This window comes from Dysosmobacter acutus (genome assembly GCF_018919205.1).
GTDB lineage: Bacteria > Bacillota > Clostridia > Oscillospirales > Oscillospiraceae > Oscillibacter > Oscillibacter acutus.
In genome coordinates, this window is record NZ_JAHLQN010000001.1 from 2760561 (window position 1) to 2787122 (window position 26562).

General features: G+C 60.0%; 20 protein-coding genes. 2 read left to right on the forward strand and 18 right to left on the reverse strand.

What is annotated here, in order from left to right:
* Positions 1–63 precede the first annotated feature (63 nt).
* From topA to KQI82_RS13530, 11 genes are all read right to left on the reverse strand, one after another.
* Positions 64–2511, reverse strand: a complete 2448-nt coding sequence (topA, locus tag KQI82_RS13480; protein ID WP_216633234.1) for a type I DNA topoisomerase — start codon at positions 2509–2511, stop codon at positions 64–66.
* Between the two features lie 25 nt (positions 2512–2536).
* On the reverse strand, positions 2537–3715 hold the full coding sequence (gene dprA / locus KQI82_RS13485) for a DNA-processing protein DprA (RefSeq protein WP_216633235.1): 1179 nt from the start codon (positions 3713–3715) through the stop codon (positions 2537–2539).
* Between the two features lie 12 nt (positions 3716–3727).
* Positions 3728–4498: a TrmH family RNA methyltransferase gene (locus KQI82_RS13490; RefSeq protein ID WP_216633236.1), complete on the reverse strand. Its 771-nt coding sequence runs from the start codon at positions 4496–4498 to the stop codon at positions 3728–3730.
* 90 nt (positions 4499–4588) lie between these two features.
* Complete coding sequence (lysS, locus tag KQI82_RS13495; RefSeq protein ID WP_241426718.1) at positions 4589–6133, reverse strand: lysine--tRNA ligase; 1545 nt, start codon at positions 6131–6133, stop codon at positions 4589–4591.
* Between the two features lie 13 nt (positions 6134–6146).
* Positions 6147–6623, reverse strand: coding sequence for a transcription elongation factor GreA (greA, locus tag KQI82_RS13500; RefSeq protein ID WP_216633237.1), 477 nt, complete (start codon positions 6621–6623; stop codon positions 6147–6149).
* Positions 6624–6741: 118 nt separating this feature from the next.
* Positions 6742–7461, reverse strand: coding sequence for a hypothetical protein (locus KQI82_RS13505; protein WP_216633238.1), 720 nt, complete (start codon positions 7459–7461; stop codon positions 6742–6744).
* 73 nt (positions 7462–7534) lie between these two features.
* Positions 7535–8731 carry a murein hydrolase activator EnvC family protein gene (locus KQI82_RS13510; protein WP_216633239.1) on the reverse strand — a complete coding sequence of 399 codons (1197 nt, stop codon included), beginning with the start codon at positions 8729–8731 and terminating at the stop codon, positions 7535–7537.
* An 11-nt stretch (positions 8732–8742) separates the two neighbouring features.
* Positions 8743–9630, reverse strand: coding sequence for a permease-like cell division protein FtsX (gene ftsX / locus KQI82_RS13515; protein ID WP_216633240.1), 888 nt, complete (start codon positions 9628–9630; stop codon positions 8743–8745).
* Positions 9627–10313 carry a cell division ATP-binding protein FtsE gene (gene ftsE, locus KQI82_RS13520; protein ID WP_216633241.1) on the reverse strand — a complete coding sequence of 229 codons (687 nt, stop codon included), beginning with the start codon at positions 10311–10313 and terminating at the stop codon, positions 9627–9629. The genes ftsX and ftsE overlap by 4 nt, the downstream gene beginning before the upstream one ends.
* Before the next feature lie 362 nt (positions 10314–10675).
* Positions 10676–11767, reverse strand: a complete 1092-nt coding sequence (locus tag KQI82_RS13525) for a PucR family transcriptional regulator (protein ID WP_187333368.1) — start codon at positions 11765–11767, stop codon at positions 10676–10678.
* Positions 11768–11921: 154 nt separating this feature from the next.
* The gene (locus KQI82_RS13530; protein ID WP_216633242.1) at positions 11922–12641 is read right to left on the reverse strand and encodes a pseudouridine synthase; all 720 of its coding nucleotides are present in this window, start codon (positions 12639–12641) and stop codon (positions 11922–11924) included.
* Positions 12642–12724: 83 nt separating this feature from the next.
* Here KQI82_RS13530 and KQI82_RS13535 point away from each other — a divergent pair, with 83 nt between their 5' ends.
* On the forward strand, positions 12725–13210 hold the full coding sequence (locus tag KQI82_RS13535) for a DUF4830 domain-containing protein (protein WP_216633243.1): 486 nt from the start codon (positions 12725–12727) through the stop codon (positions 13208–13210).
* Between the two features lie 88 nt (positions 13211–13298).
* Here the strand turns inward: KQI82_RS13535 and tuf are convergent, their stop codons facing one another.
* The 5 genes from tuf to KQI82_RS13560 all read right to left on the reverse strand — a co-directional run bounded on the left by tuf (position 13299) and on the right by KQI82_RS13560 (position 18070).
* The gene (gene tuf, locus KQI82_RS13540; protein WP_216633244.1) at positions 13299–14501 is read right to left on the reverse strand and encodes an elongation factor Tu; all 1203 of its coding nucleotides are present in this window, start codon (positions 14499–14501) and stop codon (positions 13299–13301) included.
* 102 nt (positions 14502–14603) lie between these two features.
* Positions 14604–16712, reverse strand: a complete 2109-nt coding sequence (gene fusA / locus KQI82_RS13545; protein ID WP_216633245.1) for an elongation factor G — start codon at positions 16710–16712, stop codon at positions 14604–14606.
* A 12-nt stretch (positions 16713–16724) separates the two neighbouring features.
* Positions 16725–17195, reverse strand: coding sequence for a 30S ribosomal protein S7 (gene rpsG, locus KQI82_RS13550; protein ID WP_187333363.1), 471 nt, complete (start codon positions 17193–17195; stop codon positions 16725–16727).
* A 127-nt stretch (positions 17196–17322) separates the two neighbouring features.
* Entirely contained in the window at positions 17323–17739 is a 417-nt protein-coding gene (gene rpsL, locus KQI82_RS13555; RefSeq protein ID WP_187333362.1) for a 30S ribosomal protein S12, read from the reverse strand.
* An 88-nt stretch (positions 17740–17827) separates the two neighbouring features.
* Positions 17828–18070, reverse strand: coding sequence for a ribosomal L7Ae/L30e/S12e/Gadd45 family protein (locus tag KQI82_RS13560; protein WP_216633246.1), 243 nt, complete (start codon positions 18068–18070; stop codon positions 17828–17830).
* Between the two features lie 315 nt (positions 18071–18385).
* On the opposite strand from KQI82_RS13560, the gene KQI82_RS13565 reads away from it, so the two are divergent.
* A complete protein-coding gene (locus KQI82_RS13565; RefSeq protein WP_216633247.1) occupies positions 18386–18790 on the forward strand; it encodes a DUF3298 domain-containing protein in 405 nt (134 codons plus the stop codon).
* Positions 18791–18903: 113 nt separating this feature from the next.
* Here the strand turns inward: KQI82_RS13565 and rpoC are convergent, their stop codons facing one another.
* Together rpoC and rpoB are read right to left on the reverse strand one after the other, a co-directional pair.
* Positions 18904–22638, reverse strand: a complete 3735-nt coding sequence (gene rpoC / locus KQI82_RS13570) for a DNA-directed RNA polymerase subunit beta' (RefSeq protein ID WP_478213753.1) — start codon at positions 22636–22638, stop codon at positions 18904–18906.
* Positions 22639–22683: 45 nt separating this feature from the next.
* Complete coding sequence (gene rpoB / locus KQI82_RS13575) at positions 22684–26391, reverse strand: DNA-directed RNA polymerase subunit beta (RefSeq protein WP_216633248.1); 3708 nt, start codon at positions 26389–26391, stop codon at positions 22684–22686.
* Positions 26392–26562: the final 171 nt, after the last annotated feature.

The window sequence follows — 26562 nt, forward strand, 5'->3', positions numbered from 1 at the left end:
CCAAAGCGCATTTTCTCAGTTTTCCGCCGCCCGCCTGAGCGGCTCAGCGCGGCAAGACGGCTCTTACTGCTTCTGCTCCTTGGAAGCCGTCTTTTGGGCAGCGCTCTTCCCCGCGCCGGTCCCGGCTTTCTTTTTTGTCCCAGTCTTGGCAGGCGCCTTTTTCGCCGGCGCCTTTTTCCTGGGCTTCTCCTCAGCGTCCGATTCCTTGGCGGGCGCTGACTTTTTTGCGGTCTTCTTCTCTGTGGGCTCTTTTGCGCTCTTCTTCCCGGCGGATATCTTCCCCGCCGCCTTTTTTGCCCCGGCTTTTTCCTCCGGCTCAGCGCCTTCCTCAGCGGCCGCCTTCTTTTGCTCCCCGCCGCCATTTTCCCCGGACTCCGCGGTTTTTTTCTTGGGATAGCCCCGCTTGTCCTCCGGCAGGAAGTTGGCACAGTCCGAATTGACGCAGAAGGGTTTTTTGAAGCCCTTGCCGGACTTTTTGAACATGGTGTGGCCGCAGACCGGGCAGTCGTCCTTCACCGGCACGTCCCAGGTCATAAAGTCGCACCTGGTCTCCTCGTTTTTATCGGAGTTGTGCTCACAGCCATAGTAGGTGTAGCCGTTTTTGGAGGTCTTTTTCAGGATGCGGGAGCCGCATTTGGGGCAGCGGCCCGGCATCTCCACCACCAAAGGCTTGGTGAATTTGCACTCCGGATACCCGGGGCAGGCCAAAAAGCGGCCAAACCGGCCGGACTTGATGACCATGTTCCTGCCGCACAGGTCGCACTTTTCCTCAGACACCTCATCGGGCACCTTGATGCGGGTCCCCTCCAAATCCTTTTCCGCCTGGGCAAGGCTCTGCTCAAAGCCGCCGTAGAAATCCCGCAGCAGGCTTTTCCACTGGGTCTGCCCCTCTTCCACGCCGTCTAACTTCTTCTCCATGTTGGCGGTGAACTTCATGTCGGCGATGTCCGGGAACTTCTCCCGCATCAAGCCGGTGACCACATGGCCCAGGGCGGTGATCTTCAGGTATTTCCCCTCCTTCACCACGTATTCCCGGTCCAAAATGGTGGACACGGTGGGCGCATAGGTGGAGGGCCGTCCGATACCCTGCTCCTCCATGGCCCGGATCAGCGTGGCGTCAGTGTAGTGGGCGGGGGGCTGGGTAAAGTGCTGCTGGGGGTCGAACTTCCTGAGCTCCGTGACCTCCCCCTCCTGCAGCGCGGGCAGAGGAGAGACCTTTTCCTCCTTCTCCTCGTCCCGTCCCTCTTCATAGACCGCCGTGTAACCGGAGAATTTGAGGCTGCTGGAGCTGGCCCGGAAGCTGTGTCCGTTGGCGTCGATCTCCACGCTGACGCTGTCGTAAACGGCGTTGGCCATCTGGCAGGCCAAAAAGCGGCTCCAGATCAGGCGGTAGAGCCGGTACTGCTCGCCGGTCAGATCGCTTTTCACCATCTCCGGCGTCAGATCGATGTTGCTGGGCCGGATGGCTTCATGGGCGTCCTGGGCGCCTGCCTTGGCCTTATAGTGCCGGGCTGAAGCCGGATAGTAGTCTTTGCCGTAACGTCCCAGAATAAAGTTCCTGGTGGCCTCCAGCGCCTCTTCGCTGATGCGCAGGGAGTCGGTACGCATATAGGTGATGAGGCCCACGGTGCCCTCGCCGGTGATGTCCACGCCCTCATAGAGCTGCTGGGCGATGGCCATGGTGCGCCGGGGCGTCATGGCCAGCTTCCGGGATGCCTCCTGCTGTAAGGTGGAGGTAGTGAAAGGCGGAGAGGGGGAGCGCTGCTTATCCGTCCGCTTCACGGATTTGACGGAGAAGACCGCGTCCTTTGTCTCGGCGATCACCGCGTCCACGGCCTCCTCGTTGGGAAGCTCCGCCTTCTTGCCCTTCCCGTGGTAGTGGGCCACAAAGCTGGTGTGCTTCGCGTCCCGGGCCTCCAGGTGGGCGTCCAGGCTCCAGTATTCCTCCGGCTGGAAGTTGGATATCTCCGTCTCCCGGTCGTCCACCATGCGGGTGGCCACGGACTGGACGCGGCCCGCCGAGAGGCCCCGGCGGATCTTCTTCCACAGCAGCGGGGAGAGCTGATACCCCACGATCCGGTCTAAAATGCGGCGGGCCTGCTGGGCGTCCACCAGATTCTGATCGATCTCACGGGGCTCTTCAATGCTCTCCTGCACCACCTTCTTGGTGATTTCGTTGAAGGTGACACGGCGGGTCTTCGCGTCGTCCAGGTTCAAAAGCTCCTTCAGATGCCAGGAGATGGCCTCGCCCTCGCGGTCCGGGTCGGTGGCCAGATAGACCATATCGCTGGCGTCAGCGGACTTTTTCAGGTCGCTGATGATGTCTTCTTTTCCTCGGATGGGCTTGTAGACCGGTTCAAAATTGTGTTCAATATCCACGCCCAACACGCTTTTGGGCAAATCCCGCAGGTGTCCCATGCAGGCCTTGACCTCATAATTTTTCCCCAGATACTTACCGATGGTCTTGGCCTTGGCCGGGGACTCCACGATGACCAGGTTTTGTTTTGCCATAAGGGCCTCCAAATTTCATGTCGATCTATTCAGCAAGGGTCACGGAGCGGGCGAACCGTTTTCCGCTGCTCTGCGACACATAGTTGTCAATTTCAAGCATGGTGAGGGCGGTCAGCACGCGCCTTGCGCTCAGGCCCGTCCATTCGATGAGATCATCCACCAGCATGGGCTCGTCGCCCAGGGTCTTCAAAATGCGGATCTGGTCGTCGGTGAGGCCCGCCTCGCTCAGGCGCAGCGTCTCACGGGCCGGCTGGGCCGGCGGCTCCGCCTGCCGGGCCTGATATCCAAGGTCCGCAGGCGCATGGGGCTTTTCTGCCCTGAGTTTTCCCGGAAAATGATGCTCATACTCCCGCAGCAAATCCCAGCTTTCACTCACCAGCCCCGCGCCGTCCCGGATCAGGCGGTTGCACCCCGCGCTGGCCGGCGCGTCAATGGGGCCGGGCACGGCAAATACGTCCCTGCCCTGTTCCAGGGCTGTGGCGGCGGTGATCAGCGCGCCGCTGCGCTCCGGCGCCTCCACCACAAGGGTTGCCACGCAGAGTCCCGAGAGGATGCGGTTGCGCACGGGGAAATGACGGCCCGCCGGTTTTGTTCCCGGCGGATACTCCGACATCAGCACGCCGCTGGCGGCAATGTCCTGAAAGAGGTACTCGTTCTCCGGCGGGTAGACCACGTCGATCCCTCCGCCTAAGACGCCCACCGTGACGCCTCCCGCCCGGAGCGCGCCCCGCATGGCGGCGCTGTCAACGCCCCGTGCCACGCCGGAGACCAGCACCGCGCCCTGGCCCGCCAGCTCATAGCCCAACTTTTCCGCCGAGGAAATCCCATAGGGCGTGGCGTCCCTTGTCCCCACCACCGCCACGGCGGCCTCCTCATCCAAAAGGGGCATGGTGCCCTTTGTGTACAAAAGGCACGGCGGGTCGTAGATGTTCTTCAGCCGGGAGGGATAGGCGGCATCCTGCATGGTCATGATGCGGATGTTCAGGCGCTGGCACTCGCCCAAAATCCGGTCGGTGGCGCAGAGGTCCTTTTCCTCCAGCTCAGCCGCCATGGCGCGGCTCATTCCCGGGACCTGGAGATATTCTCCGCTGTCAGAAAAATAGAGGTCCTCCGGGGAGCCGAAATGCTCCAAAAGCGCCAGGCGGACCTGGTTCGTCAGCTTTTTCTTTTCCGTCAGCCAAAGCCAGTATTTTAAAGCAGCCATACCGCACCCCCGTCAGCAGTTTCTTGTACACTCCCACAGCAGCACCGCCGCCGCGGCAGCGGCGTTGAGGGACTCACAGTGCTCACTCATGGGGATCCGGACCGTAGCGTCGCAAAGGCGCAGCAATTCTTCCGAGAGCCCCTTCCCTTCGCTGCCCACAGCCAGGGCCAGAGGCCGTCCCCAGTCCATCTCCCTGACGTCCAGGGTATCGCTCCGCAGCGCAGCGCCGTAGAGCCGGATGTTGGATCGCCGGAAAAGCGCCGCCGCCGCCTCCGCGCCTCCCCGCCAGACGCTGCAGCGGAACACGGCCCCCATGGTGGAGCGCACGGTCTTGGGATTGTAGAGGTCCGCGCAGCCGTTCACCAAGAAAAGCCCGTCACACCAGAGGGCGTCGGCCGTGCGCAGGATGGTGCCCACGTTCCCAGGGTCCTGAACCCCGTCCAACACCACATAGCGCTTTCCGCTCAGAGGCGCCTCCGGCAGGGGATGAGGCGTCATGGCGCAGATGCTCAGCACGCCCTGGGGGGTCTGGGATGGCGCAATGGAGCGCATCACGTCCCCGCTCACCTGGACCAGCCGCACCTGCGCACCCAGCGGCGGCAGGGGCGCCCCGGCGGTATACACCACGGTATGCACACGCTCTGGCGCCCAGGCAAGCGCCTCCTCCAGCAGCTTGGGGCTGTCGCAGAGGAACTCTCTCTGGTCCCGGCGGTAGCTTCCGGAGGCGGCCAGCTTGCGGATATGGGTGCACAGTGGATTCTGTCTGCTGCTGATGGTCTCCATGTTCTGCGCCTCCATCCCTCTTGTACTTACCCGGATTTGTTCAAAACCGGGTAACGGGAAGCCGGCAAACCGGCTTCCCGTATTTGCAGTTTATTTCTCTTCCTCGGCCTTTGCGCCCTTGCCGTCGGCAAGGGGCTTCATGGTCGGGAACAGGATCACGTCGCGGATGGTGTCGGTGCCGGTGAGCAGCATCACCATACGGTCCACGCCCATGCCCATGCCGCCGGTGGGGGGCAGGCCGTACTCCAGGGCGTTGATGTAGTCCTCGTCCATCATGCTGGCCTCCTCATCGCCCCGCTCGCGCTGCTCCACCTGCTTCTGGAAGCGCCACTTCTGGTCGATGGGGTCATTGAGCTCGGAGAAGGCGTTGGCCAGCTCCGCGCCGCAGATAAAGAGCTCGAAGCGCTCGGTCAGGCGCTTGTCCTTGGGGCTGCGCTTGGTCAGGGGGGAGACCTCCACCGGGTACATGGTGATAAAGGTGGGCTGGATCAGCTCATCCTCCACCCGCTGGTCAAAGCAGGCATACAGGGCATTGCCCCAGGTGCGCTCGGCGGCGTCGTCCAGTTCCACGCCGATCTTCTCCGCCGCGGCCACAGCCTCGGCGTCATCGGAAATGGCCATGAAGTCGATGCCTGTATACTGCTTCACCGCGTCGGCCATGGTCAGCCGGGGCCAGCCGGGCGTCAGGTCCACATCATGGCCCCGCCACTTGAGCTGATAGGTGCCCCGCAGCTCCCGGGCGCCGCTGGTGATGATGCCCTCGGCAATGTCCATCATGGTATGGAAGTCCGCGTAGGCCTGGTAGAGTTCAATGGTGGTAAACTCCGGGTTGTGTTTGGGGTCCATGCCCTCGTTGCGGAAAATACGGCCGATCTCATAGACCCGGTCCATGCCGCCCACGATCAGGCGCTTCAGGGGCAGCTCCGTGGCGATGCGCAGGTACATATCCAGATCCAGCGTGTTGTGATGGGTGATGAAGGGCCGGGCGTTGGCGCCGCCGGAGATGGTGTTCAGCACCGGCGTCTCCACCTCCAGATAGCCCAGGTCATCCATATAGCGGCGGATCAGGGAGACGAACCTGGAGCGGATTTCAAAATTCCTGCGGGATTCCGGATTGACGATCAGGTCCACATAACGCTGGCGGTAGCGCAGCTCCTGGTCCTGGAGGCCATGGAACTTCTCCGGCAGGGGGCGCAGGGACTTGCTCAGCAGGATCACATCCCGGATGCGGACGCTCATCTCGCCCCGCTGTGTGCGGAACACCTCGCCGGTGACGCCCACGATGTCGCCGATGTCGTACTTCCTAAACTCATTGTACTGCGCTTCGTCCATCTCGTCCCTGCGGGCGTAAAGCTGGATGCGGCCGTCCCTGTCCTGCAGGTCGCAGAAGCTGACCTTACCCATGCCGCGTTTACTCATCAGACGGCCCGCAACTCGGACTTCCTGGCCCTCCATGGCGTCAAAATTCTCGCGGATCTTGCCGCTGGTTGCATTCCAGTCAAAAAAAGTCTGCTCAAAGGGGTCCTTGCCGGCGTCCTGCAGCGCCTTCAGCTTCTCCCTGCGGATCCGCAGAATATCGGAAAGCTCCTGCTGCTCGGCGTTCTGGTTCGTCTGATTGGCCATAGTATCGTCCATCCTTTTCCTCTTTTTATCTTTCGATCTTCTTGACAATATAAATAAGCGTCCCCTTGGGAGCGTCCACACTGACCTCCGCGCCCTCTTTGGACCCCAGCAGAGCCTTGCCGAAAGGCGATTCCTCCGAGATGGCCCCGTGCATGGGATCCGCCTCCTGGGAGCCCACAATTTTATAGGGCGGCAGGTCCTTTCCGGTCTTTTTATCCGTGACAATCACCTTGCAGCCGATGGTCACCTGGTTGGACGGAGCGTTGCTCTCGTCCACGATCACCACATGCTGCAAAATCTCCTCCAGCTCGGCAATGCGGGAATAAAGCTTGCCCTGCTCATTTTTGGCCTCGTCGTACTCACTGTTTTCACTGAGATCGCCAAAGCCGCGAGCTACTTTGATCATCTCGGCCACCTCGTCGGAGCGGGTGGTCTTCAGATAGTTCAGCTCCTCCTGCAATTCCTGGAAGCGGGCCTCGCTCATTCTGTATTCTTTGTTCATGCACTCGGGTCCTTTCTGTTGTATGGTTTTCAAAAACGCATCATCCGTGCGGGAACATACTTATACTATTATATACTATGAATCATGGAGTGTATTATAGTGAATCCCTTCCGGATTGTCAAGCATTGGAACGCAAGGACTTCACTTCAATTTGATTTGCCCGCAGAATTCCCGCCTGAACCAGCGCCGCGGCCAGCTGCTCCTCCTCGCAGCCGGATGGAATTTTCATCTGCTCCGGCAGCCCCAGGACCCACCGTTCCCGGCCTCCTTCGTAGAGGGGCAGCACGCACCGGTTGCGCAGGCTCAGCTCCTCCCGGCGATCGAACAGCAGCAGGATGTCCGAGCGCTCTATCTGCTCCGCCGTTGGCCGCTGCAGCACCGAAACGCCATACTCCCGCTGAAGGCCGCGGCACATGGCCTCCGCGCCATAGGGCACCGAGAGCAGCACGTAGCGGTTGCGCAGACATAGCTCCGTCACCGCCCGCTGCAGATCGCCGCTGAGCCGGTCCCCCACCACGGCGGTGACGGCGCTGCCCGCCGTCAGCCCTAATTCCGCCATGGCGCAGCGCACCGCCTCGGCGGCCAGCTGCCGGTGCAGCGGCTGAGGATCCACCGGTCGGATGCCCCGCTTGAAAAACGCCTCCGGATAGGGGAAGCCCTGGGGAAAAATTGCCTGCCGGATGCCGCCGCGCTGCATCGCCTTAGCGGCCCGGCCGGCCCAAAACCGGCTTTCCCGCCCAATCACAACCCGGTACACCCGCATCCCGCAGATCACCGCTTCTCCCGCCGATACGAAGTTTCCCCGCTTCTCACCAGCCCATTCCACATATCCAAACATATACGCCCTCCTTTTTGTCAAAAAAAGCTCCCGCTCCATGTTATGGAGCGGGAGCTGGGGGTATGTGTATTTCTTACCAGGCCTTGACATAGTCGGTCAGATAGTTCAGCGGATTGACCCGGCTTCCGTTTTCCGTGATCTCAAAATGGAGGTGGGGTCCGCTGGAGATGCCGGTGGAGCCGGTGATGCCCAGCACGTCTCCCTGGGCCACGCTCTGGCCCACACTGACCTTCAGGCTACTCATATGGCCATAGAGGGTGGTGTTGCCGCTGCCGTGGCTGACCACCACGTAATTGCCGTAGGAGCTGCTGTGCTGGGACACAATGACCGTGCCGGCCTTGGCCGCGTGGACCTCGGTGGTGTAGCCCACGCCGCCGATGTCCACGCCCTTATGGTTGGTGGAGGCGCCGGGGATGCCGGTATAGCGGCTGCCCATGGGAGAGGTGATCCGATGGCTGGGCACCGGCCAGATATAGCCGCCCAACGCCGCCGTGGTGCCCTGGCCCGACGCGGCCTGCTGAGCCGCCAGCTCCTTGGACTTCCTCACAATCTCCGCCTGGATTGCCTCCTCCTCGGCGTCGATCTTATCCAGCGTATCCTGATATTCGCTTTCATTGGCCTGAATCTGCTTGACCAAGTCGTCGGCGGCCTTGCGCTGGGTGTTCAGCTCCGATTTCTTGCTCTCCAGGTCCGCCTTGGCGCTTTCAGAGTCCGCCTTTTGCTGTTCAAGGTCCGCCTTCTTGGCGGATATCTCCTCCTGCAGCGCCTTCAGATCGTCGATGACCCTCTGGTCCGAATCCATGATCTCATTGATAAAATCCAGACTGGACAGTAAATCCGTAAAGCTTGTGGCGTCGAACAGCACCGACCAGTAGCTGACGGTCCCCCGCTCCTCCATAGCCCGCACACGCTTGCAGAAGAGCTCGTACTGGGCCTCCTCCTTCTCCTGCGCGTCCTCCAGCTCCCTCTGGGTCTGGGAGATCAGGGAGACGTACGTGGCAATCTGCTGCTCCACGTTGGATATCTCATCGCTGATCTTGCCGATCTGCTGGTCCAGCAGGTTCTTCTTCTCTATCGCGCTTGTCTTGTCGTCCGCCAAAGCGTCCAACTTCTGCTGCAGCGCCTTCTTCTGGGAGGAAAGATCGCTGGCGTCGCTTTTCAGCGCGTCGATATCCGCCTGGGTGACGGCCATCGCCGGGGCGGCGGCCGTGGTCGCCATCAGCACCATGCACACAACGGCGGTCAGAATACGCAATGTCCGTTTTTTCATCCGCAGCCCCCCTAAACCTGTAAAAAGCGGCGAATCGCAGTCAGGCTTCCGCCCACGCCCACCAGCAGCCCGGTGCCTGCAAAGACCGCGGCCACCGGCTTCCACATGGCGGAAAAGTCTACCACCTTCAAAAGCTGCATGGTGTCGGACCCGGCCACGCCCTTGGCCACCGCCTCATAGAGCAGCCACTGGAGCAAAAAAGCGATGACCGCTCCCAAAAATCCGATCATCAGGCCCTCATAGACAAAGGGCCAGCGGATAAAGCCGTTGGTGGCGCCCACCATCTTCATGATCGCGATTTCGTCCCGGCGGTCAAAGGTTGTGAGCTTGATGGTGTTGGAGATGATGAAAACGGAGACCACAAACAAAATCACAATCAGCGCCGCGCACACCACGCTTGCGATGTTGCGCACGGTGATGAAGCCGTTGGAAATCTCCTCATAGACATTGATCTTGGCAATGCCGCTGACCGCCTTGATCCGCTCTCCCGTCTCGCCCTGAAGCTTCAGATCTGCCACGTGGATGGCAAAGCGGTGGCGGAAAATCTCCGGGTCCAGGTCCTGAAACAGCGCCTCCTCCGGATGCTCCTCCACAAAGGACGCCAGGGCCTCCTCCCGGCTGACGAAGACGGCGGAGGTGACGTTGGGAATCGCCGTGAGCCTGGGCTCCAAAGCCCTGGCCTCCTCCTCGGTGAGGCTCTCGTCCACAAAGGCCAGTATCTCGTTCGCGTTTTCAAGATCCTTCAGATTGGCGTCGGCATTGACCGCCACCAGGGTGAAGGTTCCCATGATCAAAAGGCAGGCCACGGTGATGCCCACGGCGGCAAAGGACATGAAGCCGTGGCTGAACATATTGGACAGGCCCTCGTGAAAGAAGTAGCCGAAATCGTGTTTTCTCATTGCCGGGGCCCTCCATAATAGGCGTGTCCGTCGTTGACGATCCTGCCCTGCTCCAGGGCGATCACCCGCTTGGAAAAGCGGTCCACCAGATCCTTTTCGTGGGTCACCACCACCACAGTGGTGCCCAGGGCGTTGATCCGCTCCAGCAGCATCATGATCTCCAGAGACCGGGCGGGGTCCAGATTGCCGGTGGGCTCATCGGCAATGATGGTGGCGGGGTTATTCACCAGCGCCCGGGCGATGGCCACACGCTGCTGCTCACCGCCGGAGAGCTCCGAGGGCAGACGGCGGCCCTTGTTGTCCAGGCCCACCAGCTCCAGCACGTAGGGGATGCGGTTTTTGATCTCCTTGGGGGAGGCCCCCACCGCCCGCATGGCAAAGGACAGGTTGTCGTAAACCGATTTCTTCTCAATCAGCCGGAAGTCCTGGAATATGACGCCGATGGTGCGCCGCATCAATGGAATCTGACGCTGGGAAATGTTGTTCATACTGAACCCGTTGACCATGATCCGCCCCGCCGTGGGCTCGATCTCAGCCGTCAGCAGCTTGATGATGGTGGATTTTCCCGAGCCGGAAGGCCCCACCATAAAAACAAACTCCCCATCCTCGATAGCCATGGTAATACCGCGGATCGCCTGGGCGCCGTTGGGATACTCTAACTCCACATCCTTCAAACGAATCATCTTTTTCCCTCACAGTATGGCATTCTGAATCAGCCAGCGTGAAAAGAGCCGAACGGACCTTTTCAAATCCACGTCATTTCTGCCGCGGGCCAGCCGCTGGCTGGAGTTTTCAGTCCGGGCAGCAGCTTCGCAAAGAGGCGTCACGGGCGGTTTCAAACAGACCCGCCCCGCTTCCTGGACCATATCGCTTTGTCCGACCACAACCCCTTGTAGTCGACATAATTCTACATTGCTCTTATTATATCGAAGTCTTTTTCCTTTCGCAACAGGGAACGTAAAAAAATTACAAAAAAGAATCCTGTTGGCCGATCCGTGAATACAAAAAATCCGCGCGGCTTTTGCCGCGCGGACTGAATCCTTCCTCAGGCGTCGATCCCCCGGGAGGTCAGGTATTTCTTGACCATCAGGGCCACCTTGAAGGTAATGGCGTCGTCAAACTCACGCAGGTCCAAACCTGTGAGCTTTTTGATCTTCTCCAGCCGGTAGACCAGGGTGTTTCGGTGGACGAACAGCTTGCGCGCCGTCTCCGACACATTCAGGTTGTTGTCAAAGAACTTGTGGATGGTAAAGAGCGTCTCGTGGTCCAGGGCGTCGATGGGATTTTTCTTAAATACCTCCTGGAGGAACATCTCACAGAGCGTGGTGGGCAGCTGATAGATCAGTCGGCCGATTCCCAGATTCTCATAATTGACGATGTACTTCTCCGTGTCGAAGACCTTGCCCACCTCGATGGCGATCTGGGCCTCCTTATAGGATTTTGCCAGTTCCCGCAGATGATTCGCCACAGTGCCGATGCCCACGACCACCGTGCTCTCCGCCCCGCTGCGCAGCGACTCCTCCAGCGTGGAGGCCACCTTGTTGAGCTCCTTGATGCCGGCGCTCTCGCCCACCTGGTGGATCAGCACCACGTCGCCCTCACCCACGCTGAGCACGAAATCGTTCTGCCGGTCCGGGAACTGGGCCTGCAACACATCGATGGGCACGGACTCGCCCTTTTTCAAAGAGCGCACCACAAATACGCCCCGGGGCACGTCGGTGGCCACACGCAGTTCCTTGGCCCGCATGTAGATATCCCCCAACATGATGTTGTCGGAGATGATGTCCTTGACAAAGGAGCCTCTGTCATGCTTTTCCTCATAATAGGCCTTGGCCGAATTGAGGGACACGGTGGACATGGCGCAGACCGTCCTGCTGATCTCATTGTCCCCGGAGACAAAAGCCGCATAGTCAAACTGTGCGCCCCAGCCAGCCAAGGCCTTGAAGGTCTTTCCGTCGGAGGTGATGATGGCGCCGTCGGCATTGTTGATGGCACTTACATAGTCGGGCCACCGCTGGCCGATCATGGAGAGTTCACTGCAGGCAATGACAATGCCCTCGCCGTCGATCACACCAATGGTGCGATCCGTGTTTTCCTTCAGCTGCAGGACAACATTCTGAAAAATTCTTCCTGACATCTGTTTTCCTCCTCATAAAAAGGCTCACAGTCCTTATTTGTGCAATCTGTCAACACAGATATTATAACGGGAAACTTGTCACAATGCAAGAAGTTTTTTCTTTTTTCAACAAAAAAACTCATGGTTTTTTGTTGAACATTGGAAAAAATCCAGTTCACTTTCCAAAATTTTTCAGGCTTTCCAATTCTTCAGACGACAAAAAGCGAAAGGCTCCCGGGGGAAGCGCCGAATCTAACGTCAAATTGCCCATTTGCAGCCGTTTCAGGTATTTCACAGGTTTCCCCCTACTGGCCAGCATCCGCTTGACCTGATGGAATTTCCCCTCCTGAAGCGTCACATAGCAGGTGTCCGGAGCGCCGCCGATGCGAAGCTGTGCCGGCATGCACCGCAGCCCGTCCCCAAGCGTCATGCCCTCTGCAAAGGCCCGGCAGTCCGCCTCCTCGATTTCCTCGTCCACCTGGGCGAAGTAGACCTTATCCACATGGTGTCTGGGGGCGAGCAGCTCATGGGCCAGAGGACCGTCGTTGGTCAGCAGCAGAAGACCCTCCGTATCCTTGTCCAGCCGCCCTACCGGGAAGAGGTTTCTCTTTTGCAGCTCCGGCGGCAGCAGCGAGAGCACGGTCCGTCCTTTGTCGTCCTCCGTGGCGGAGAGGACTCCCGCCGGCTTATTCATCATAAGATAGGTATACTCCTGATAGTCGACCCGCCGCCCATCCAAAAGCAGCTCCGTCCCCTCCGGGTCAAACTTCTCATCCGCCGAGCGCACCACCCTTCCATCCGCCAGAATCCGCCCCTGGCGCACCAGCGCCTTGACCTCCCGGCGGGAATAAAGGCCGGTGGCGGATACGATTTTGTCCAGTCGCAGCTTCTCCATTCGCTCGCCTCTCTCAATCCTTTTGGATATCATAGCATAAATTCAGGGGAAAAGTAATAAGGAATCTGTAGGAGGGAAGTTTTATGTGGATTGTTACGATGACCAAGCGAAAGGCCGTGATTTGGGTACTGCTGGGCGCTCTTGCGGCAATCGCCCTGATTTTGCTGAGCGGCGCCCTGCACCGTCAGAGCGGACTGCCCATCCCTCAGCAGATTGAGACAAATGAACAGCGGGTGGCCTATCTGGAGTCCCTTGGGTGGGAGGTGGTCCCTGACCCGGTAGAAACCCTGGAGCTTTTGCTCCCCGAGGATGGGGCGGGCACCTACGCCTCTTACAATGATCTCCAGAAGCAGCAGGGGTTCGACCTGACCGACTACCTGGGCCGCCGGGTGGAGCGCTTCACCTACCGGATCACCAACTATCCCGGCGCCGCCTCCGATGTGCAGGCCAACCTCTATCTGTGCGCCGGAAGCGTCATTGCCGGCGACCTCTTCATGGCCGGGGAGGATGGGTTCCAGTCCACCCTGCTCTTTCCGGACCGGGAGGGCGACTCCTCCGGTTCCCGGTAGCGGCTGTAAAGGGAAAAACGGATTAAGCGGGGATTGCGCAGCAAAAAAAGAGGAGCCGTTTGGCTCCTCTTTTTCAGGCACATTGAACTTATTCGTTGATCTCGATGACAACGCCGGAGCCGACAGTACGGCCACCCTCACGGATAGCGAAACGCAGGCCCTTCTCAATGGCGATGGGGGTGATCAGCTCAACATTCATATCCACGTTGTCGCCGGGCATGCACATCTCAACGCCCTCGGGCAGGGAGATGACGCCGGTCACGTCGGTGGTACGGAAATAGAACTGGGGACGATAGTTGTTGAAGAAGGGGGTGTGACGGCCGCCCTCATCCTTGGACAGGACGTAAACCTGGCCCTTAAACTTGGTGTGGGGATGGATGGAGCCGGGCTTGGACAGAACCTGACCGCGCTCAATGTCAGTCTTGGCAACGCCGCGCAGCAGGGCGCCGATGTTGTCGCCGGCCTCAGCGTAATCCAGCAGCTTGTGGAACATCTCGATGCCGGTGACGACGGTCTTCTTCTTCTCGTCAGACAGGCCGACGATCTCGACTTCCTCGCTCAGCTTCAGAACGCCGCGCTCCACACGACCGGTTGCCACGGTGCCGCGGCCGGAGATGGTGAACACGTCCTCAACAGGCATCAGGAAGGGCAGGTCGTCGTTGCGGGCGGGGGTGGGGATATAGTCGTCAACAGCGTCCATCAGCTCCTTGATGCAGGCATACTCAGGAGCGGCGGGATCGCTGGACTCGCAGATCAGGGCGTTCAGAGCGCTGCCGCGGATGATGGGAATATCATCGCCGGGGAACTCATACTTGCTCAGCAGCTCGCGGACTTCCATCTCCACCAGCTCGATCAGCTCCTCGTCGTCCACCTGATCGCACTTGTTCAGGAACACAACGATGGCGGGCACGCCCACCTGGCGGGCCAGCAGGATGTGCTCGCGGGTCTGGGCCATGGGGCCGTCGGAGGCGGCGATGACCAGGATGGCGCCGTCCATCTGCGCGGCACCGGTGATCATGTTCTTGATATAGTCGGCGTGGCCCGGGCAGTCAACGTGAGCATAGTGACGCTTCTCGGTCTCATACTCCACGTGAGCGGTGTTGATGGTGATGCCGCGCTCTTTCTCCTCGGGAGCCTTATCGATGGAATCATAAGCCTCAAACTGGGCCTTGCCCTGCAGGGACAGCCACTTGGTGATGGCAGCGGTCAGAGTGGTCTTACCATGGTCAACGTGACCAATGGTGCCAATGTTGACATGGGGCTTAGTTCTCTCAAATTTCTGCTTAGCCATTTGAAAAATCCTCCTAACAAATTACGATTTCAAACATTCAGCAAGATAAAATTCGTTATCGTTGCCATTTTACAGTAAATCGCGGGGAAAAGCAACTGTTTTTTACTCGTTCTTCCCGGCGGAGCGGGTCTCCACGATCTTATCCCGGATGCTCTTGGGGATTTCGATATAGTGGGAGGGCTCCATGGTGTACTGACCGCGGCCCTGGGTACGGGAGCGGAGGTCCGTGGCGTAGCCGAACATCTCGGCCAGAGGCACAAAGGCGTCGATCTGCTGAGCGCCGGGACGGGCTTCAAAGCCCTGGATCTGGCCGCGGCGGCTGTTCAGATCGCCGATGACGTCGCCCATATACTCGTCGGGGACGATGACACAGACCTTCATGATGGGCTCTAACAGCGTGGGATCGGCTTTGCGCATAGCCTCCTTGAAGGCCATGGAACCCGCGATCTTAAACGCCATTTCGGAGGAGTCGACTTCGTGGTAGGAGCCATCGAACAGCGTGACCTTGACGTCCACCACCGGATACCCGGCCAGCACGCCGCCCAACATGGCGCCCTGAATACCGGCGTCCACGGCGGGGATATACTCCTTGGGCACGGCGCCGCCCACCACGGCATTGACGAACTCATAGCCCTTGCCGGACTCGTTGGGTTCCACGTGGATCTTGACGTGGCCGTACTGGCCCTTACCGCCGGACTGGCGGGCGTACTTGGTATCCTGGTCCACGGCCTTCTTGATGGTTTCCTTATAGGCGACCTGGGGAGCGCCCACATTGGCCTCCACCTTGAACTCGCGGAGCAGACGGTCGACGATGATCTCCAGATGGAGTTCGCCCATGCCGGCGATGATGGTCTGGCCCGTCTCTTCATCGGTCCAGGTCTTGAAGGTGGGATCCTCCTCAGCCAGCTTCATCAGCGCAACGCCCATCTTCTCCTGACCGGCCTTGGTCTTGGGCTCGATGGCGACGCGGATGACGGGATCGGGGAATTCCATGGACTCAAGGATGATGGGGTGCTTTTCATCGCAGAGGGTGTCGCCGGTGGTGGTGTTCTTCAGACCCACGGCGGCTTCGATATCACCGGAGAACACCTCGTCGATGTCCTCTCTGTGGTTGGCGTGCATCTGCAGAATGCGGCCGATACGCTCTTTCTGGCCCTTGGTGCTGTTGAGCACGGAGGAGCCGGTGGTCAGATGGCCGGAATACACGCGGAAAAAGCTCAGGCGGCCCACAAAGGGGTCGGTCATGATCTTAAAGGCCAAGGCGGAGAAGGGCGCGTTGTCGTCGGAGGGACGCTCGTCCTCTTCGCCGCTGTCGGGGTTCACACCCTTGATGGCGGGGATATCCGTGGGAGCGGGCATGAAATCCACAATGGCGTCCAGCAGCTTCTGCACGCCCTTGTTCTTGTAGGAGGTGCCGCAGGTGACAGGCACCATCTCATTGGCGATGGTAGCCTCGCGGATGGCCTTGCGGATCCGTTCGGTGGGGATATCCTCGCCGCCCAGATACAGCTCCATCAACTCCTCGTCCACCATGGCCACGGCGTCCATCAGTTTTTCGCGGTACTCGTTGGCCAGGTCCACCATGTCCTCGGGAATGGGCTCCACACGCATGTCCTTGCCCAGATCGTCATAATAGACGTCCGCGCTCATCTCGATCAGGTCCACAATGCCCTTGAAGGTGTCCTCCTTGCCGATGGGCAGCTGGATGGGCACCGCATTGCATTTGAGCCGGTCGTGGACCATCCGCAGGACGTTGTAGAAGTCAGCGCCCATGATGTCCATCTTGTTGACATAGATCATGCGGGGGACCTTGTAGTTGTCGGCCTGGCGCCACACGGTCTCGGACTGGGGCTCCACGCCGCCCTTGGCGCACAGCACAGTCACAGAGCCGTCCAGCACGCGCAGAGAACGCTCCACTTCCACGGTGAAGTCCACGTGGCCCGGGGTGTCGATGATGTTGATCCGGGTCTGGGGGAACTGGTTCTTGGAACCGGTCCAGAAGCAGGTGGTGGCGGCGGAAGTGATGGTGATGCCGCGCTCTTGCTCCTGGGCCATCCAGTCCATGGTAGCAGTACCATCGTGGGTCTCACCGATCTTATAGTTCACACCGGTATAGTACAGGATACGCTCCGTTGTGGTGGTCTTTCCCGCATCGATGTGGGCCATAATTCCGATATTTCTTGTGTTTTGGAGAGGTGTTTTTCTTGGCATACTGTTCTCCTCTTACCAGCGGAAGTGTGCGAACGCCTTGTTGGACTCGGCCATCTTGTGCGTATCCTCACGCTTTTTCACTGCGCTGCCGGTGTTATTGGCAGCATCCATAATCTCGCCGGCCAGACGCTCCGCCATGGTTTTTTCACTGCGGGCGCGGGCATAGGCGGTCAGCCAGCGCAGACCCAGGGTCTGACGCCGTGCGGGGCGGACTTCCATAGGAACCTGATAGGTTGCGCCGCCCACACGGCGGGCCTTGACCTCCAGGCTGGGCATGATATTTTCCATTGCCTGAGTGAATACCTCAAGGGGATCCTTCTCAGTCTTTTCTTTCACTGTGTCGAAAGCACCGTAGACAACCTTCTGAGCAACGCCTTTTTTGCCGTCCAGCATGATGCTGTTGACCAGCTTGGTCACCAGTACGGAGCCGTAGATGGGATCGGGCAAGATTTCTCTTTTGGGAACATTTCCTCTTCTGGGCACTATGCTTCCCTCCTTCATAATAATCTATGATTTCATAGGTACTCGAAAGGCGTCCGCCTTCCGTGAGCTGCCAAAGAGGACTGCTACTTTTATATCAGCCTATTCGGAACAGCTTTCATTTTTGTCCTTACTTGGACTTGGGTCTCTTGGCGCCGTACTTGGAACGAGCCTGCATACGGCCGGAGACGCCCTGGGTGTCCAGCGTGCCGCGGATGATGTGGTAACGAACACCAGGCAGATCCTTGACACGACCGCCGCGGATCATCACGACGGAGTGCTCCTGCAGGGAGTGACCCACGCCGGGGATATAGGCGGTGACTTCGTAACCGTTGGTAAGACGCACACGGGCGATCTTACGCAGTGCAGAGTTCGGCTTCTTGGGGGTCGCAGTTCTCACGGCGGTGCACACGCCTCTCTTCTGGGGAGAGGGCAGATCTGTGTTTTTGTTCTTCAAGGTGTTCAGACCATACTGCATGGCGGGAGAATTGGACTTGTAGGTAGCCTGTTCTCTTCCCTTTCTGACCAACTGATTAAAAGTAGGCATACTGTTCTCCTTTCTTTGATATTCTTGCCGGTGCAAAACGCATCAGGCTATATTTTTTGCGGAATACGGTAAAATATTCCGAAAAAAACTACTTCAGCAGGACCGCAACGGCAGCCCCCACCGAAATGCGGCAGGCGCGGCCTATCTCAGACATGCTGTGGTCCTCCTCTGTGGGGACTCCCTGTTCGGCACAGCCGCGCCGCAGGCCCTCTATCACGGCGCCATCGGCATCGCAGGCGAAAAACACCTTGGCCGCCTTCCCCTCGGCGATGGCTCTGCGGGACTGCTTCACGCCAATGACCTTGTCCCGGGAGGCCAGTTCCTCCAGCATGGAGCATTCCTCCTGATTCGCATGGCGAAATTCACGGAAAACATTCCGCGCGGATTAGAATTATATCACGCCTGGATGGGATCGTCAATAGAAACGGCGAAAAATTGTCCGGTTTGTCCGGGGTTTTCCTGTATTTTCCCGCCGCCTCCAGCATTTTACCTGAACTTTACCAAGTTCATAGTTCATACTTCTTGGGAATCCCCAGGTTGATCGGACCAGTCCGCGGCCAGGTCGCAAGCTCAAACTTTTTTTTGCAATCCGCCGTCTATCCGGTACAGAGCAATCATGCTTTACAAAATAAAGGAGGAATCCGACATGAAACGAATCCCTGCCATTTTTCCCTTTGTCATAGCGCTGCTGCTTTTGGCAGCCTGCGCACCCGCCTCTTCAGGGAGCGCATCGCAAAGCGCCGCCTCTCTGACCGCTCCGCAGCGTGATGGAAGCTCAGAATCCGCCACCCTGGCCGAGCTGTACGGTGAGGACTACGCCAAGTTTATCAGGGACACCATTGAAATGCAGATGGGGAACCGTATGGACAAAAATCCGGACATCAAATATCTCCCCATCACAGAGGAGAAGTCCCTCACCGAATATGTCTCCATAGACGACTCCACGGAATTCTATTTCAATGACGACGGCAATCCGGTCATTGTCCTGCCCGCCGGCAGCGTCACCAGCGAGACCTTCGGAGCCCAGGAATTCATTCTGCCCAAGCCCTGATCCATTTTGAACAACGCCCCGCGGCCTGAAAGGCCGCGGGGCGTTGTTGAATCACAGGGCAGTCCTTTTCTGAACAAGCTGATGAACCCTTCAATCCCGCGGCCGCGGAAAACTCAGTCCACGTATGCCTCTGCCAGAACATCGTCCTGCCGGGGCTCCTCGCCGGGCACGATCTCCTCGGCAAAGGTGCGGTAGGCGTCCAGGCCGGTTCCGGCGGGGATCAGCTTGCCGATGATGACGTTCTCCTTCAGGCCCACCAAGTGGTCCACCTTGCCCTTGATGGCGGCCTCGGTCAGCACCTTGGTGGTCTCCTGGAAGGAGGCGGCGGAGAGGAAGGAATCCGTGGCCAAAGACGCCTTGGTGATACCCATCAGCAACTGGGTGGCCTGGGCCTCACGCAGGGGCTCGCCCTGGTCGTTGGTCTCGCCTTCGGCGTTGCGGCGGCGGATCTCCTCGTTGGCGTCGGACAGTTCCAGCACATCCACCATGGAGCCGGAGAGCAGCCTGGTGTCGCCGGAGTCCTCCACCCGGGCCTTGCGCATCATCTGGCGGACAATAACCTCGATGTGTTTATCGTTGATGTCAACGCCCTGCTGGCGGTACACGCGCAGAACTTCCTGGATCAGGTAGTTGTACACGGCGCCCTCGCCCCGCAGGCGGAGCACTTCGTGGGGGTTCAGCGCACCGTACATCAGCGCGGTGCCCTTCTCGATCACATCCCCGTCTTTGACCAGCAACCCCGTGTGGGGTACGGAGTAGGTGCGGGTGTCGCCGTCTTCGGCGGTGATGGTGATGTCCAGCAGGCTGCCCTTGGTGGCCGCTTCGAATTTGACCTTGCCGCCGATCTCCGCCAGCTGGGCCATCTTCTTGGGCTTGCGGGCCTCGAACAGCTCCTCAACACGGGGAAGACCTTGGGTGATGTCGCCGCCGGCCACGCCGCCGGTGTGGAACGTACGCATGGTCAGCTGTGTGCCGGGCTCTCCGATGGACTGGGCGGCGATGATGCCCACGGCCTCGCCGGGACCCACGGGATTGGAGGTAGCCAGGTTCATGCCGTAGCACTTGGCGCACACACCGCTGTGGGCGCGGCAGGTCAGCACCGTGCGGATCTCCACAGAGGTGATGCCATGGGCCTCCAGCAGCCTGGCGTCGGACTCATCCATCATCTTCTCATGGGAGATCAGCACCTCGCCGGTCTTGGGATCCAGGATATCGTGGACCGGATAGCGGCCCCGGATGCGGTCGGAGAACTTCTCGATGATCTGGCCGTTCTCACTGATCTCGCTGACCACGATGCCGTGGTCCACGCCGCAGTCCTCTTCCCGGATGATAACGTCCTGGGAGACATCCACCATGCGGCGGGTCAGGTAACCGGAGTCGGCGGTGCGCAGGGCGGTATCGGCCAGACCCTTTCGGGCGCCTCGGGAGGAGATAAAGTACTCCAGCACGCTGAGGCCCTCACGGAAGTTGGCCTTGATGGGGATTTCAATGGTCTTGCCGGCGGTGTTGGCCATCAATCCGCGCATACCGGCCAGCTGGCGGATCTGCTTCATGGATCCGCGGGCGCCGGAGTCGGCCATCATATAGATGGGGTTGTAGCGGTCCAGGCTGGCCTGCAGGGCGTCGGTGACGTCGTTGGTGGTCTTTTCCCACTCCCTCACCACCTGGCGGTAGCGCTCGTCGTCGGTCATGAAGCCCATCTTATACTGGTTTTCAATGTCAAGGACACGGTCCTCGGTCTCGTTGATGAGTTCGTACTTTTTGGCGGGTACGGCCATATCCGCGATGGAGATGGTGATGGCGGCGCGGGTGGAATACTTGTAGCCCGTGGCCTTGATGGCATCCAGTACCTCGGCGGCCATGGTGAAGCCGTGCTTTTGAATGGTCCGGTCCACGATCTGGCCTAACTGCTTCTTGCCGCACTGGAAGGTGATCTCGTAGTCGCACATATGCTCGGGATCGGTACGGTCCACAAAGCCCAAGTCCTGGGGCAGGTTGCGGTTGAAGATGATCCGGCCGATGGTGGTGCCCACCACCCGGGTGCAGGTGGTTCCGTCCACCGTACAGGTGCGGCGCACCCGGATGGGCGCGTGGATGCCCACCGCATGCTCGTTGTAGGCCATCATGGCCTCGTCCTCGTTGCGGTACACGGGGGGATGATACTCCTCCGGCTCCTCGCCGGCGGGATACATCTGGGACATGCTGTCTTCCACACGCTCCATGGTCAGGTAGTAGGAGCCCAACACCATATCCTGGGTGGGTACGGTGACAGGTCCGCCGTCCTGGGGACGGAGCAGGTTGTTGGCGGAGAGCATGAGGATACGGGCCTCGGCCTGGGCCTCGGCGCTGAGGGGAACGTGGATGGCCATCTGGTCGCCGTCAAAGTCGGCGTTGAAGGCGGTGCAGTTCAGCGGGTGCAGCTTCAGCGCGCGGCCCTCCACCAGCACCGGCTCAAAGGCCTGGATGCCCAGACGGTGCAGGGTCGGGGCACGGTTGAGCATGACGGGGTGGTCCTTGATGATCTCATCCAGGGCGTCCCACACCTCGGTCCGGCCCTTGTCCACCATCTTCTTGGCGGACTTAATGTTGTTGGCGCTTCCGTCCTCCACCAGCTTCTTCATAATGAAGGGGCGGAACAGCTCAACGGCCATCTCCTTGGGCACGCCGCACTGGTAGATCTTCAGCTCAGGGCCGACCACGATGACGGAGCGGCCGGAGTAGTCCACGCGCTTGCCCAGCAGGTTCTGGCGGAAGCGGCCCTGCTTGCCCTTGAGCAGGTCGCTCAGGGATTTCAAGGCCCGGTTGTTGGCGCCGGTGACCGCGCGGCCGCGGCGGCCGTTGTCGATCAGAGCGTCCACCGCCTCCTGAAGCATCCGCTTTTCGTTGCGGACGATGATGTCCGGCGCGTTGAGCTGTATGAGGCGCTTCAGGCGGTTGTTGCGGTTGATGACCCGGCGGTAGAGGTCGTTCAGGTCAGAGGTGGCGAACCGGCCGCCGTCCAACTGGACCATGGGCCGCAGCTCCGGGGGAATCACCGGCAGCACGTCGATGATCATCCACTCAGGCTTGTTGCCGGAGAGGCGGAAGGCATCCACCACCTCCAGGCGCTTGACTACCCGGGCCTTCTTCTGGCCGGAGGCGTCCTTCAGCTCCGCATGGAGCTCCTCGGAGAGCTTCACCAGGCCGTTGAGGGACTCTATCTCCGCCTCTTCCTCCCCGGTGCGGTCCTTCTTATCCAGCAGCTCCAGCTTGCGGCGGCTCTGCTCCGGGTCCAGTCCCACGGTGCAAAGGAGCTTTTTCACCGCCTCGGCGCCCATGCCGGCGTCAAAGTCGTCCTCGTACTTTTCCCGGAAGTCCCTGTACTCCTTTTCAGAGAGAATCTGATTCTTCACCAAGGGGGTGTCGCCGGCGTCGGTGACAATATAGGCGGCAAAGTAGAGCACCTTCTCCAGAATGCGGGGAGAGATGTCCAACAGCAGTCCCATGCGGGAGGGGATGCCCTTGAAATACCAGATGTGGGAGACCGGGGTAGCCAGCTCGATGTGGCCCATGCGCTCGCGGCGGACCTTGGCCCGGGTGACTTCCACGCCGCAGCGGTCGCAGATCTTGCCCTTGTAGCGGATCTTCTTATACTTTCCGCAGTGGCATTCCCAGTCCTTGGTGGGCCCGAAAATCCGCTCGCAGAACAGTCCGTCCCGCTCGGGCTTCAGGGTGCGGTAGTTGATGGTCTCCGGCTTTTTCACCTCGCCGAAGGACCACTCATGAATCATTTCAGGGGAGGCGACCCCGATTTTTATCGCGTCAAAAGCAACCTCGCCGGCGGCGCCGACATTGCTCATATCGCTCATATGCAAATCCTCCTTATTCTAATTCAGAAACGGACGATTTCTAAATTATTCTTCGTCCAGGCCGTCTTCCAAGGGTTCGTCGTCCCCCTCTTCCACGTCTTCGATGTCAAAGCCGGATTCCTGGAACTCGCTGTCGTCGGCGAAGCTGCGGTTGCGCTCATCCTCCGCGTCCATCCGGGCCAGATTGAAGGTGTCCATGGCGTCCTCATCCTCCTTGAGGTCGATGAGGTTGCCGTTGCGATCCAGCACCTGGATGTCCAGGCACAGGGACTGCAGCTCCTTCACCAGCACCTTGAAGGATTCAGGTACGCCGGGGGTGGGCACGTTGTGGCCCTTGACAATGGCCTCATAGGTGCGGACACGGCCGGTGACGTCGTCGGACTTCACCGTCAGAATCTCCTGGAGGGTGTAGGCCGCGCCATAGGCCTCCAGGGCCCACACTTCCATCTCGCCGAAGCGCTGGCCGCCGAACTGGGCCTTGCCGCCCAGCGGCTGCTGGGTCACAAGGGAGTACGGGCCGGTGGAGCGGGCGTGAATCTTATCGTCCACCAGATGGTGTAGCTTAAGGAAATAGACATAACCCACAGTGACCTTGTTGTCAAAACGCTCGCCGGTGCGGCCGTCAAAGAGCCAGCTCTTGCCCTCGGGATCCAGGCCGGCCTCCGCCAGCGCGGCGGAGATGTCCTCCTCCATGCTGGCGCCGTCGAAGATGGGGGTGGCCACCTTCCAGCCCAACTTGTGGGCGGCGTAGCCCAGATGGACCTCCAGCACCTGGCCGATGTTCATACGGGAGGGCACGCCCAGGGGATTCAGCACGATGTCCAGCGGCGTGCCGTCGGGCAGGAAGGGCATATCCTCCTGGGGCAGCACGCGGGAGACGACGCCCTTGTTTCCGTGGCGGCCGGCCATCTTGTCGCCCACCTGAATTTTTCTGCGCTGTGCGATATAGACGCGGACCACCTGGTTGACGCCGGGTCCTAACTCGTCGCCCTTTTCACGGGTAAAGACCCGGGCATCCACAATGATGCCGGACTCGCCGTGGGGCACTTTCAGGGAGGTGTCGCGGACCTCCCGCGCCTTTTCTCCGAAGATGGCCCGCAGGAGCCGCTCCTCGGCGGTGAGGTCGGTCTCGCCCTTGGGCGTGACCTTGCCCACCAGAATGTCGCCGGAGTGGACCTCGGCGCCGATGCGGATGATGCCGTTCTCGTCCAGGTCCTTCAGGGCGTCCTCGCCCACGTTGGGGATGTCCCGGGTGATCTCCTCGGGGCCCAACTTGGTGTCCCGGGAGTCGATCTCATACTCCTCGATATGGATGGAGGTGTATACGTCCTCCCGGACCAGCCGCTCGTTGAGCAGCACAGCGTCCTCGTAGTTGTAGCCCTCCCAGGTCATAAAGCCCACCAGGATGTTGTGGCCCAGGGCGATCTCGCCCTGATCGGTGGCCGGCCCGTCCGCCAGGACGGTGGGATTCTCCATCTGACCGTTTTCCCCCATCCGCGTTCCATGGACCCGCTCTCCCACCTCCACGATGGGCCGCTGATTGATGCAGGTGCCGTGGTTGGAGCGGAGGAATTTGGTCAGCTTATACTCCTTGGTTTCGCCGCTGTCGTATTTGACGGTGACATGGCGTGCATCCACGGACGCCACCTCGCCGTCGCCCTCGGCCAGCACCGCCACCTCGGAGTCGATGCATATCTTGTGCTCCATGCCGGTGCCCACGATGGGGGCCTCGGGGCGGAGCAGCGGCACTGCCTGGCGCTGCATGTTGGCGCCCATCAGGGCGCGGTTTGCGTCATCGTTGGGCAGGAAGGGGATCATGGCCGTGGCGATGGAAACCATCATTCGGGGGGATACGTCGATATAATCCACCATCTCACGGTCCACCTCGATGATCTCATCCCGGTGGCGGCAGGTGATACGGGGATTGGTCAGGCAGCCGTTTTCGTCCGTCGGCTCCGTGGCCTGGCCCACAATATATTGGTCCTCCACATCGGCGGTCATGTAGGTCACCTCGTCGGAGACCTTGCCCGTCTCGTGGTCCACGGCCCGGTAGGGCGCCTCGATGAAGCCGTACTCGTTGATCCGGGCGTAAGTGGCAAGGTAGGAGATCAGGCCGATGTTGGGTCCTTCAGGGGTCTCAATGGGGCACATGCGGCCGTAGTGGCTGTAGTGGACGTCGCGGACCTCCATGTTGGCCCGCTCCCGGGAGAGGCCGCCGGGGCCCAGGGCGCTGAGGCGGCGCTTGTGGGTCAGCTCGGCCAGAGGGTTGGTCTGGTCCATGAACTGGCTCAGGGGGCTGGAGCCGAAGAACTCCTTGATGGCCGCGGTGACCGGGCGGATGTTGATGAGACTCTGGGGCGTGACAATATCCAGGTCCTGGATGGTCATGCGCTCCCGGATGACCCGCTCCATCCGGGAAAAACCGATGCGGAACTGGTTTTGCAATAGCTCGCCCACGCAGCGCAGGCGGCGGTTGCCCAGATGGTCGATGTCGTCCCTGGTGGAAAGCCCCGCCGCAAGGCCGTTCATGTAGTTGACGGAGGCCAGAATGTCGTCCACAATGATGTGCTTGGGCACCAGCTCGTCGGCGCGGCTGCGCAGGGCGTCCTTCAGCTCCTCACCGGCGACGCCGCTGTCCAAAATCTCCCGCAGCACGTCATAGCGCACCCGCTCCTTGATTCCGCACTCGGCAAGAGGATCGAAATCCACATAACGCCTGAGGTCGCACATGTGGTTGGAGAAGACCTTCATGGGCTTTCCGTCCACATCCACCGTCACCTCATAGACTCCAATGTCGTCCAACTCCCGGGCCTCCGCGGTGGTCAGCACGTGGCCGTCCTCAAAGAGGATTTCACCGGTGGCCGGATCCGCCACGGGATAAAGCAGCTTCTGGCCCGCCACCTGGTGCCACAAGGAGAGCTTTTTGTTGAATTTATACCGCCCCACGATGGACAGGTCATAGCGCCGGGGATCGAAGAAGAGGTTGTGGATCAGGGTTTCGCAGGCCTCCACCGTGGGGGGCTCGCCGGGGCGGAGCTTGCGGTAAATCTCCAGCATGGCGTCCTCATAGGTGGTGCAGGGGTCCTTCTCCAGCGTGGCGACCACCCGGGGATCGTCGCCGAAACGCTCCAGAATCTCCTCGTTGGTCTTCAGGCCCAAAGCCCGCAGCAGACAGGTGATGGGCAGCTTGCGGTTTTTATCGATGCGGACCCAGAATACCTCCGAGGCGTCGGTCTCATACTCCAGCCAGGCGCCCCGGTAGGGGATCACTGTGGAGGTCAGCAGCGGCAGGTCGGTCTTCAGATCGATCTCCTTGCCATAGTAGACGCCGGGGCTGCGGACGATCTGGGAGACCACCACGCGCTCGGCGCCGTTGATGACAAAGGTGCCCGACTGGGTCATCAGCGGGAAATCCCCCATGAAGATCTCCTGCTCCTTGATCTCCTCGGTCTCCTTGTTGCGCAGGCGCACTTTCACCTTCAAAGGCGCAGCATAGGTGGCATCCCGGGCCTTGCACTCCTCCACATCGTACTTGGGCGCCTCATTCATCGTGTAGTCGATGAACGTCAGTTCCAGATTGCCGGCGAAATCGGTGATTGCCGCCACATCGGCAAACACCTCCCGCAGCCCGGTGTCCAAAAACCACTGGTAGGACTTCTTCTGAATCTCCAGAAGATTCGGCATGGGCATGACTTCCTCGTACCGGGCAAAGTTCTTGCGCAGAGTCTTCCCGTAATACTTGTCTTTGGCCATCTTGTTCTTCACCTTTCTTCATAGACTTCAGCGGCGCAGCGCCGCCTTGCCTGTATCTGCACGCACGTCCGCCGGCCAGGCCCGCGCATTTTTTGATACGCACGGGCTTGTTGTTACATTTCAAACAACTTCCTCTTGCTTTTTCCCACACCCTGTGGTATCTTTGACATG

Excerpts from the sequence above, each read along its gene's own strand:
- ftsE (WP_216633241.1), bottom strand. The coding sequence starts at position 10,313 with ATGATTCGTTTGAAGGATGTGGAGTTAGAGTATCCCAACGGCGCCCAG.
- fusA (WP_216633245.1), bottom strand. The coding sequence starts at position 16,712 with ATGCCAAGAAAAACACCTCTCCAAAACACAAGAAATATCGGAATTATG.
- topA (WP_216633234.1), bottom strand. The coding sequence starts at position 2,511 with ATGGCAAAACAAAACCTGGTCATCGTGGAGTCCCCGGCCAAGGCCAAG.
- dprA (WP_216633235.1), bottom strand. The coding sequence starts at position 3,715 with ATGGCTGCTTTAAAATACTGGCTTTGGCTGACGGAAAAGAAAAAGCTG.
- KQI82_RS13535 (WP_216633243.1), top strand. The coding sequence starts at position 12,725 with ATGTGGATTGTTACGATGACCAAGCGAAAGGCCGTGATTTGGGTACTG.
- greA (WP_216633237.1), bottom strand. The coding sequence starts at position 6,623 with ATGAACAAAGAATACAGAATGAGCGAGGCCCGCTTCCAGGAATTGCAG.
- KQI82_RS13565 (WP_216633247.1), top strand. The coding sequence starts at position 18,386 with ATGAAACGAATCCCTGCCATTTTTCCCTTTGTCATAGCGCTGCTGCTT.
- KQI82_RS13560 (WP_216633246.1), bottom strand. The coding sequence starts at position 18,070 with ATGCTGGAGGAACTGGCCTCCCGGGACAAGGTCATTGGCGTGAAGCAG.
- rpoC (WP_478213753.1), bottom strand. The coding sequence starts at position 22,638 with ATGAGCGATATGAGCAATGTCGGCGCCGCCGGCGAGGTTGCTTTTGAC.
- rpsL (WP_187333362.1), bottom strand. The coding sequence starts at position 17,739 with ATGCCTACTTTTAATCAGTTGGTCAGAAAGGGAAGAGAACAGGCTACC.
- ftsX (WP_216633240.1), bottom strand. The coding sequence starts at position 9,630 with ATGAGAAAACACGATTTCGGCTACTTCTTTCACGAGGGCCTGTCCAAT.
- lysS (WP_241426718.1), bottom strand. The coding sequence starts at position 6,133 with ATGGACGATACTATGGCCAATCAGACGAACCAGAACGCCGAGCAGCAG.
- rpoB (WP_216633248.1), bottom strand. The coding sequence starts at position 26,391 with ATGGCCAAAGACAAGTATTACGGGAAGACTCTGCGCAAGAACTTTGCC.
- KQI82_RS13490 (WP_216633236.1), bottom strand. The coding sequence starts at position 4,498 with ATGGAGACCATCAGCAGCAGACAGAATCCACTGTGCACCCATATCCGC.
- KQI82_RS13510 (WP_216633239.1), bottom strand. The coding sequence starts at position 8,731 with ATGAAAAAACGGACATTGCGTATTCTGACCGCCGTTGTGTGCATGGTG.
- tuf (WP_216633244.1), bottom strand. The coding sequence starts at position 14,501 with ATGGCTAAGCAGAAATTTGAGAGAACTAAGCCCCATGTCAACATTGGC.
- KQI82_RS13525 (WP_187333368.1), bottom strand. The coding sequence starts at position 11,767 with ATGTCAGGAAGAATTTTTCAGAATGTTGTCCTGCAGCTGAAGGAAAAC.
- KQI82_RS13505 (WP_216633238.1), bottom strand. The coding sequence starts at position 7,461 with ATGTTTGGATATGTGGAATGGGCTGGTGAGAAGCGGGGAAACTTCGTA.
- KQI82_RS13530 (WP_216633242.1), bottom strand. The coding sequence starts at position 12,641 with ATGGAGAAGCTGCGACTGGACAAAATCGTATCCGCCACCGGCCTTTAT.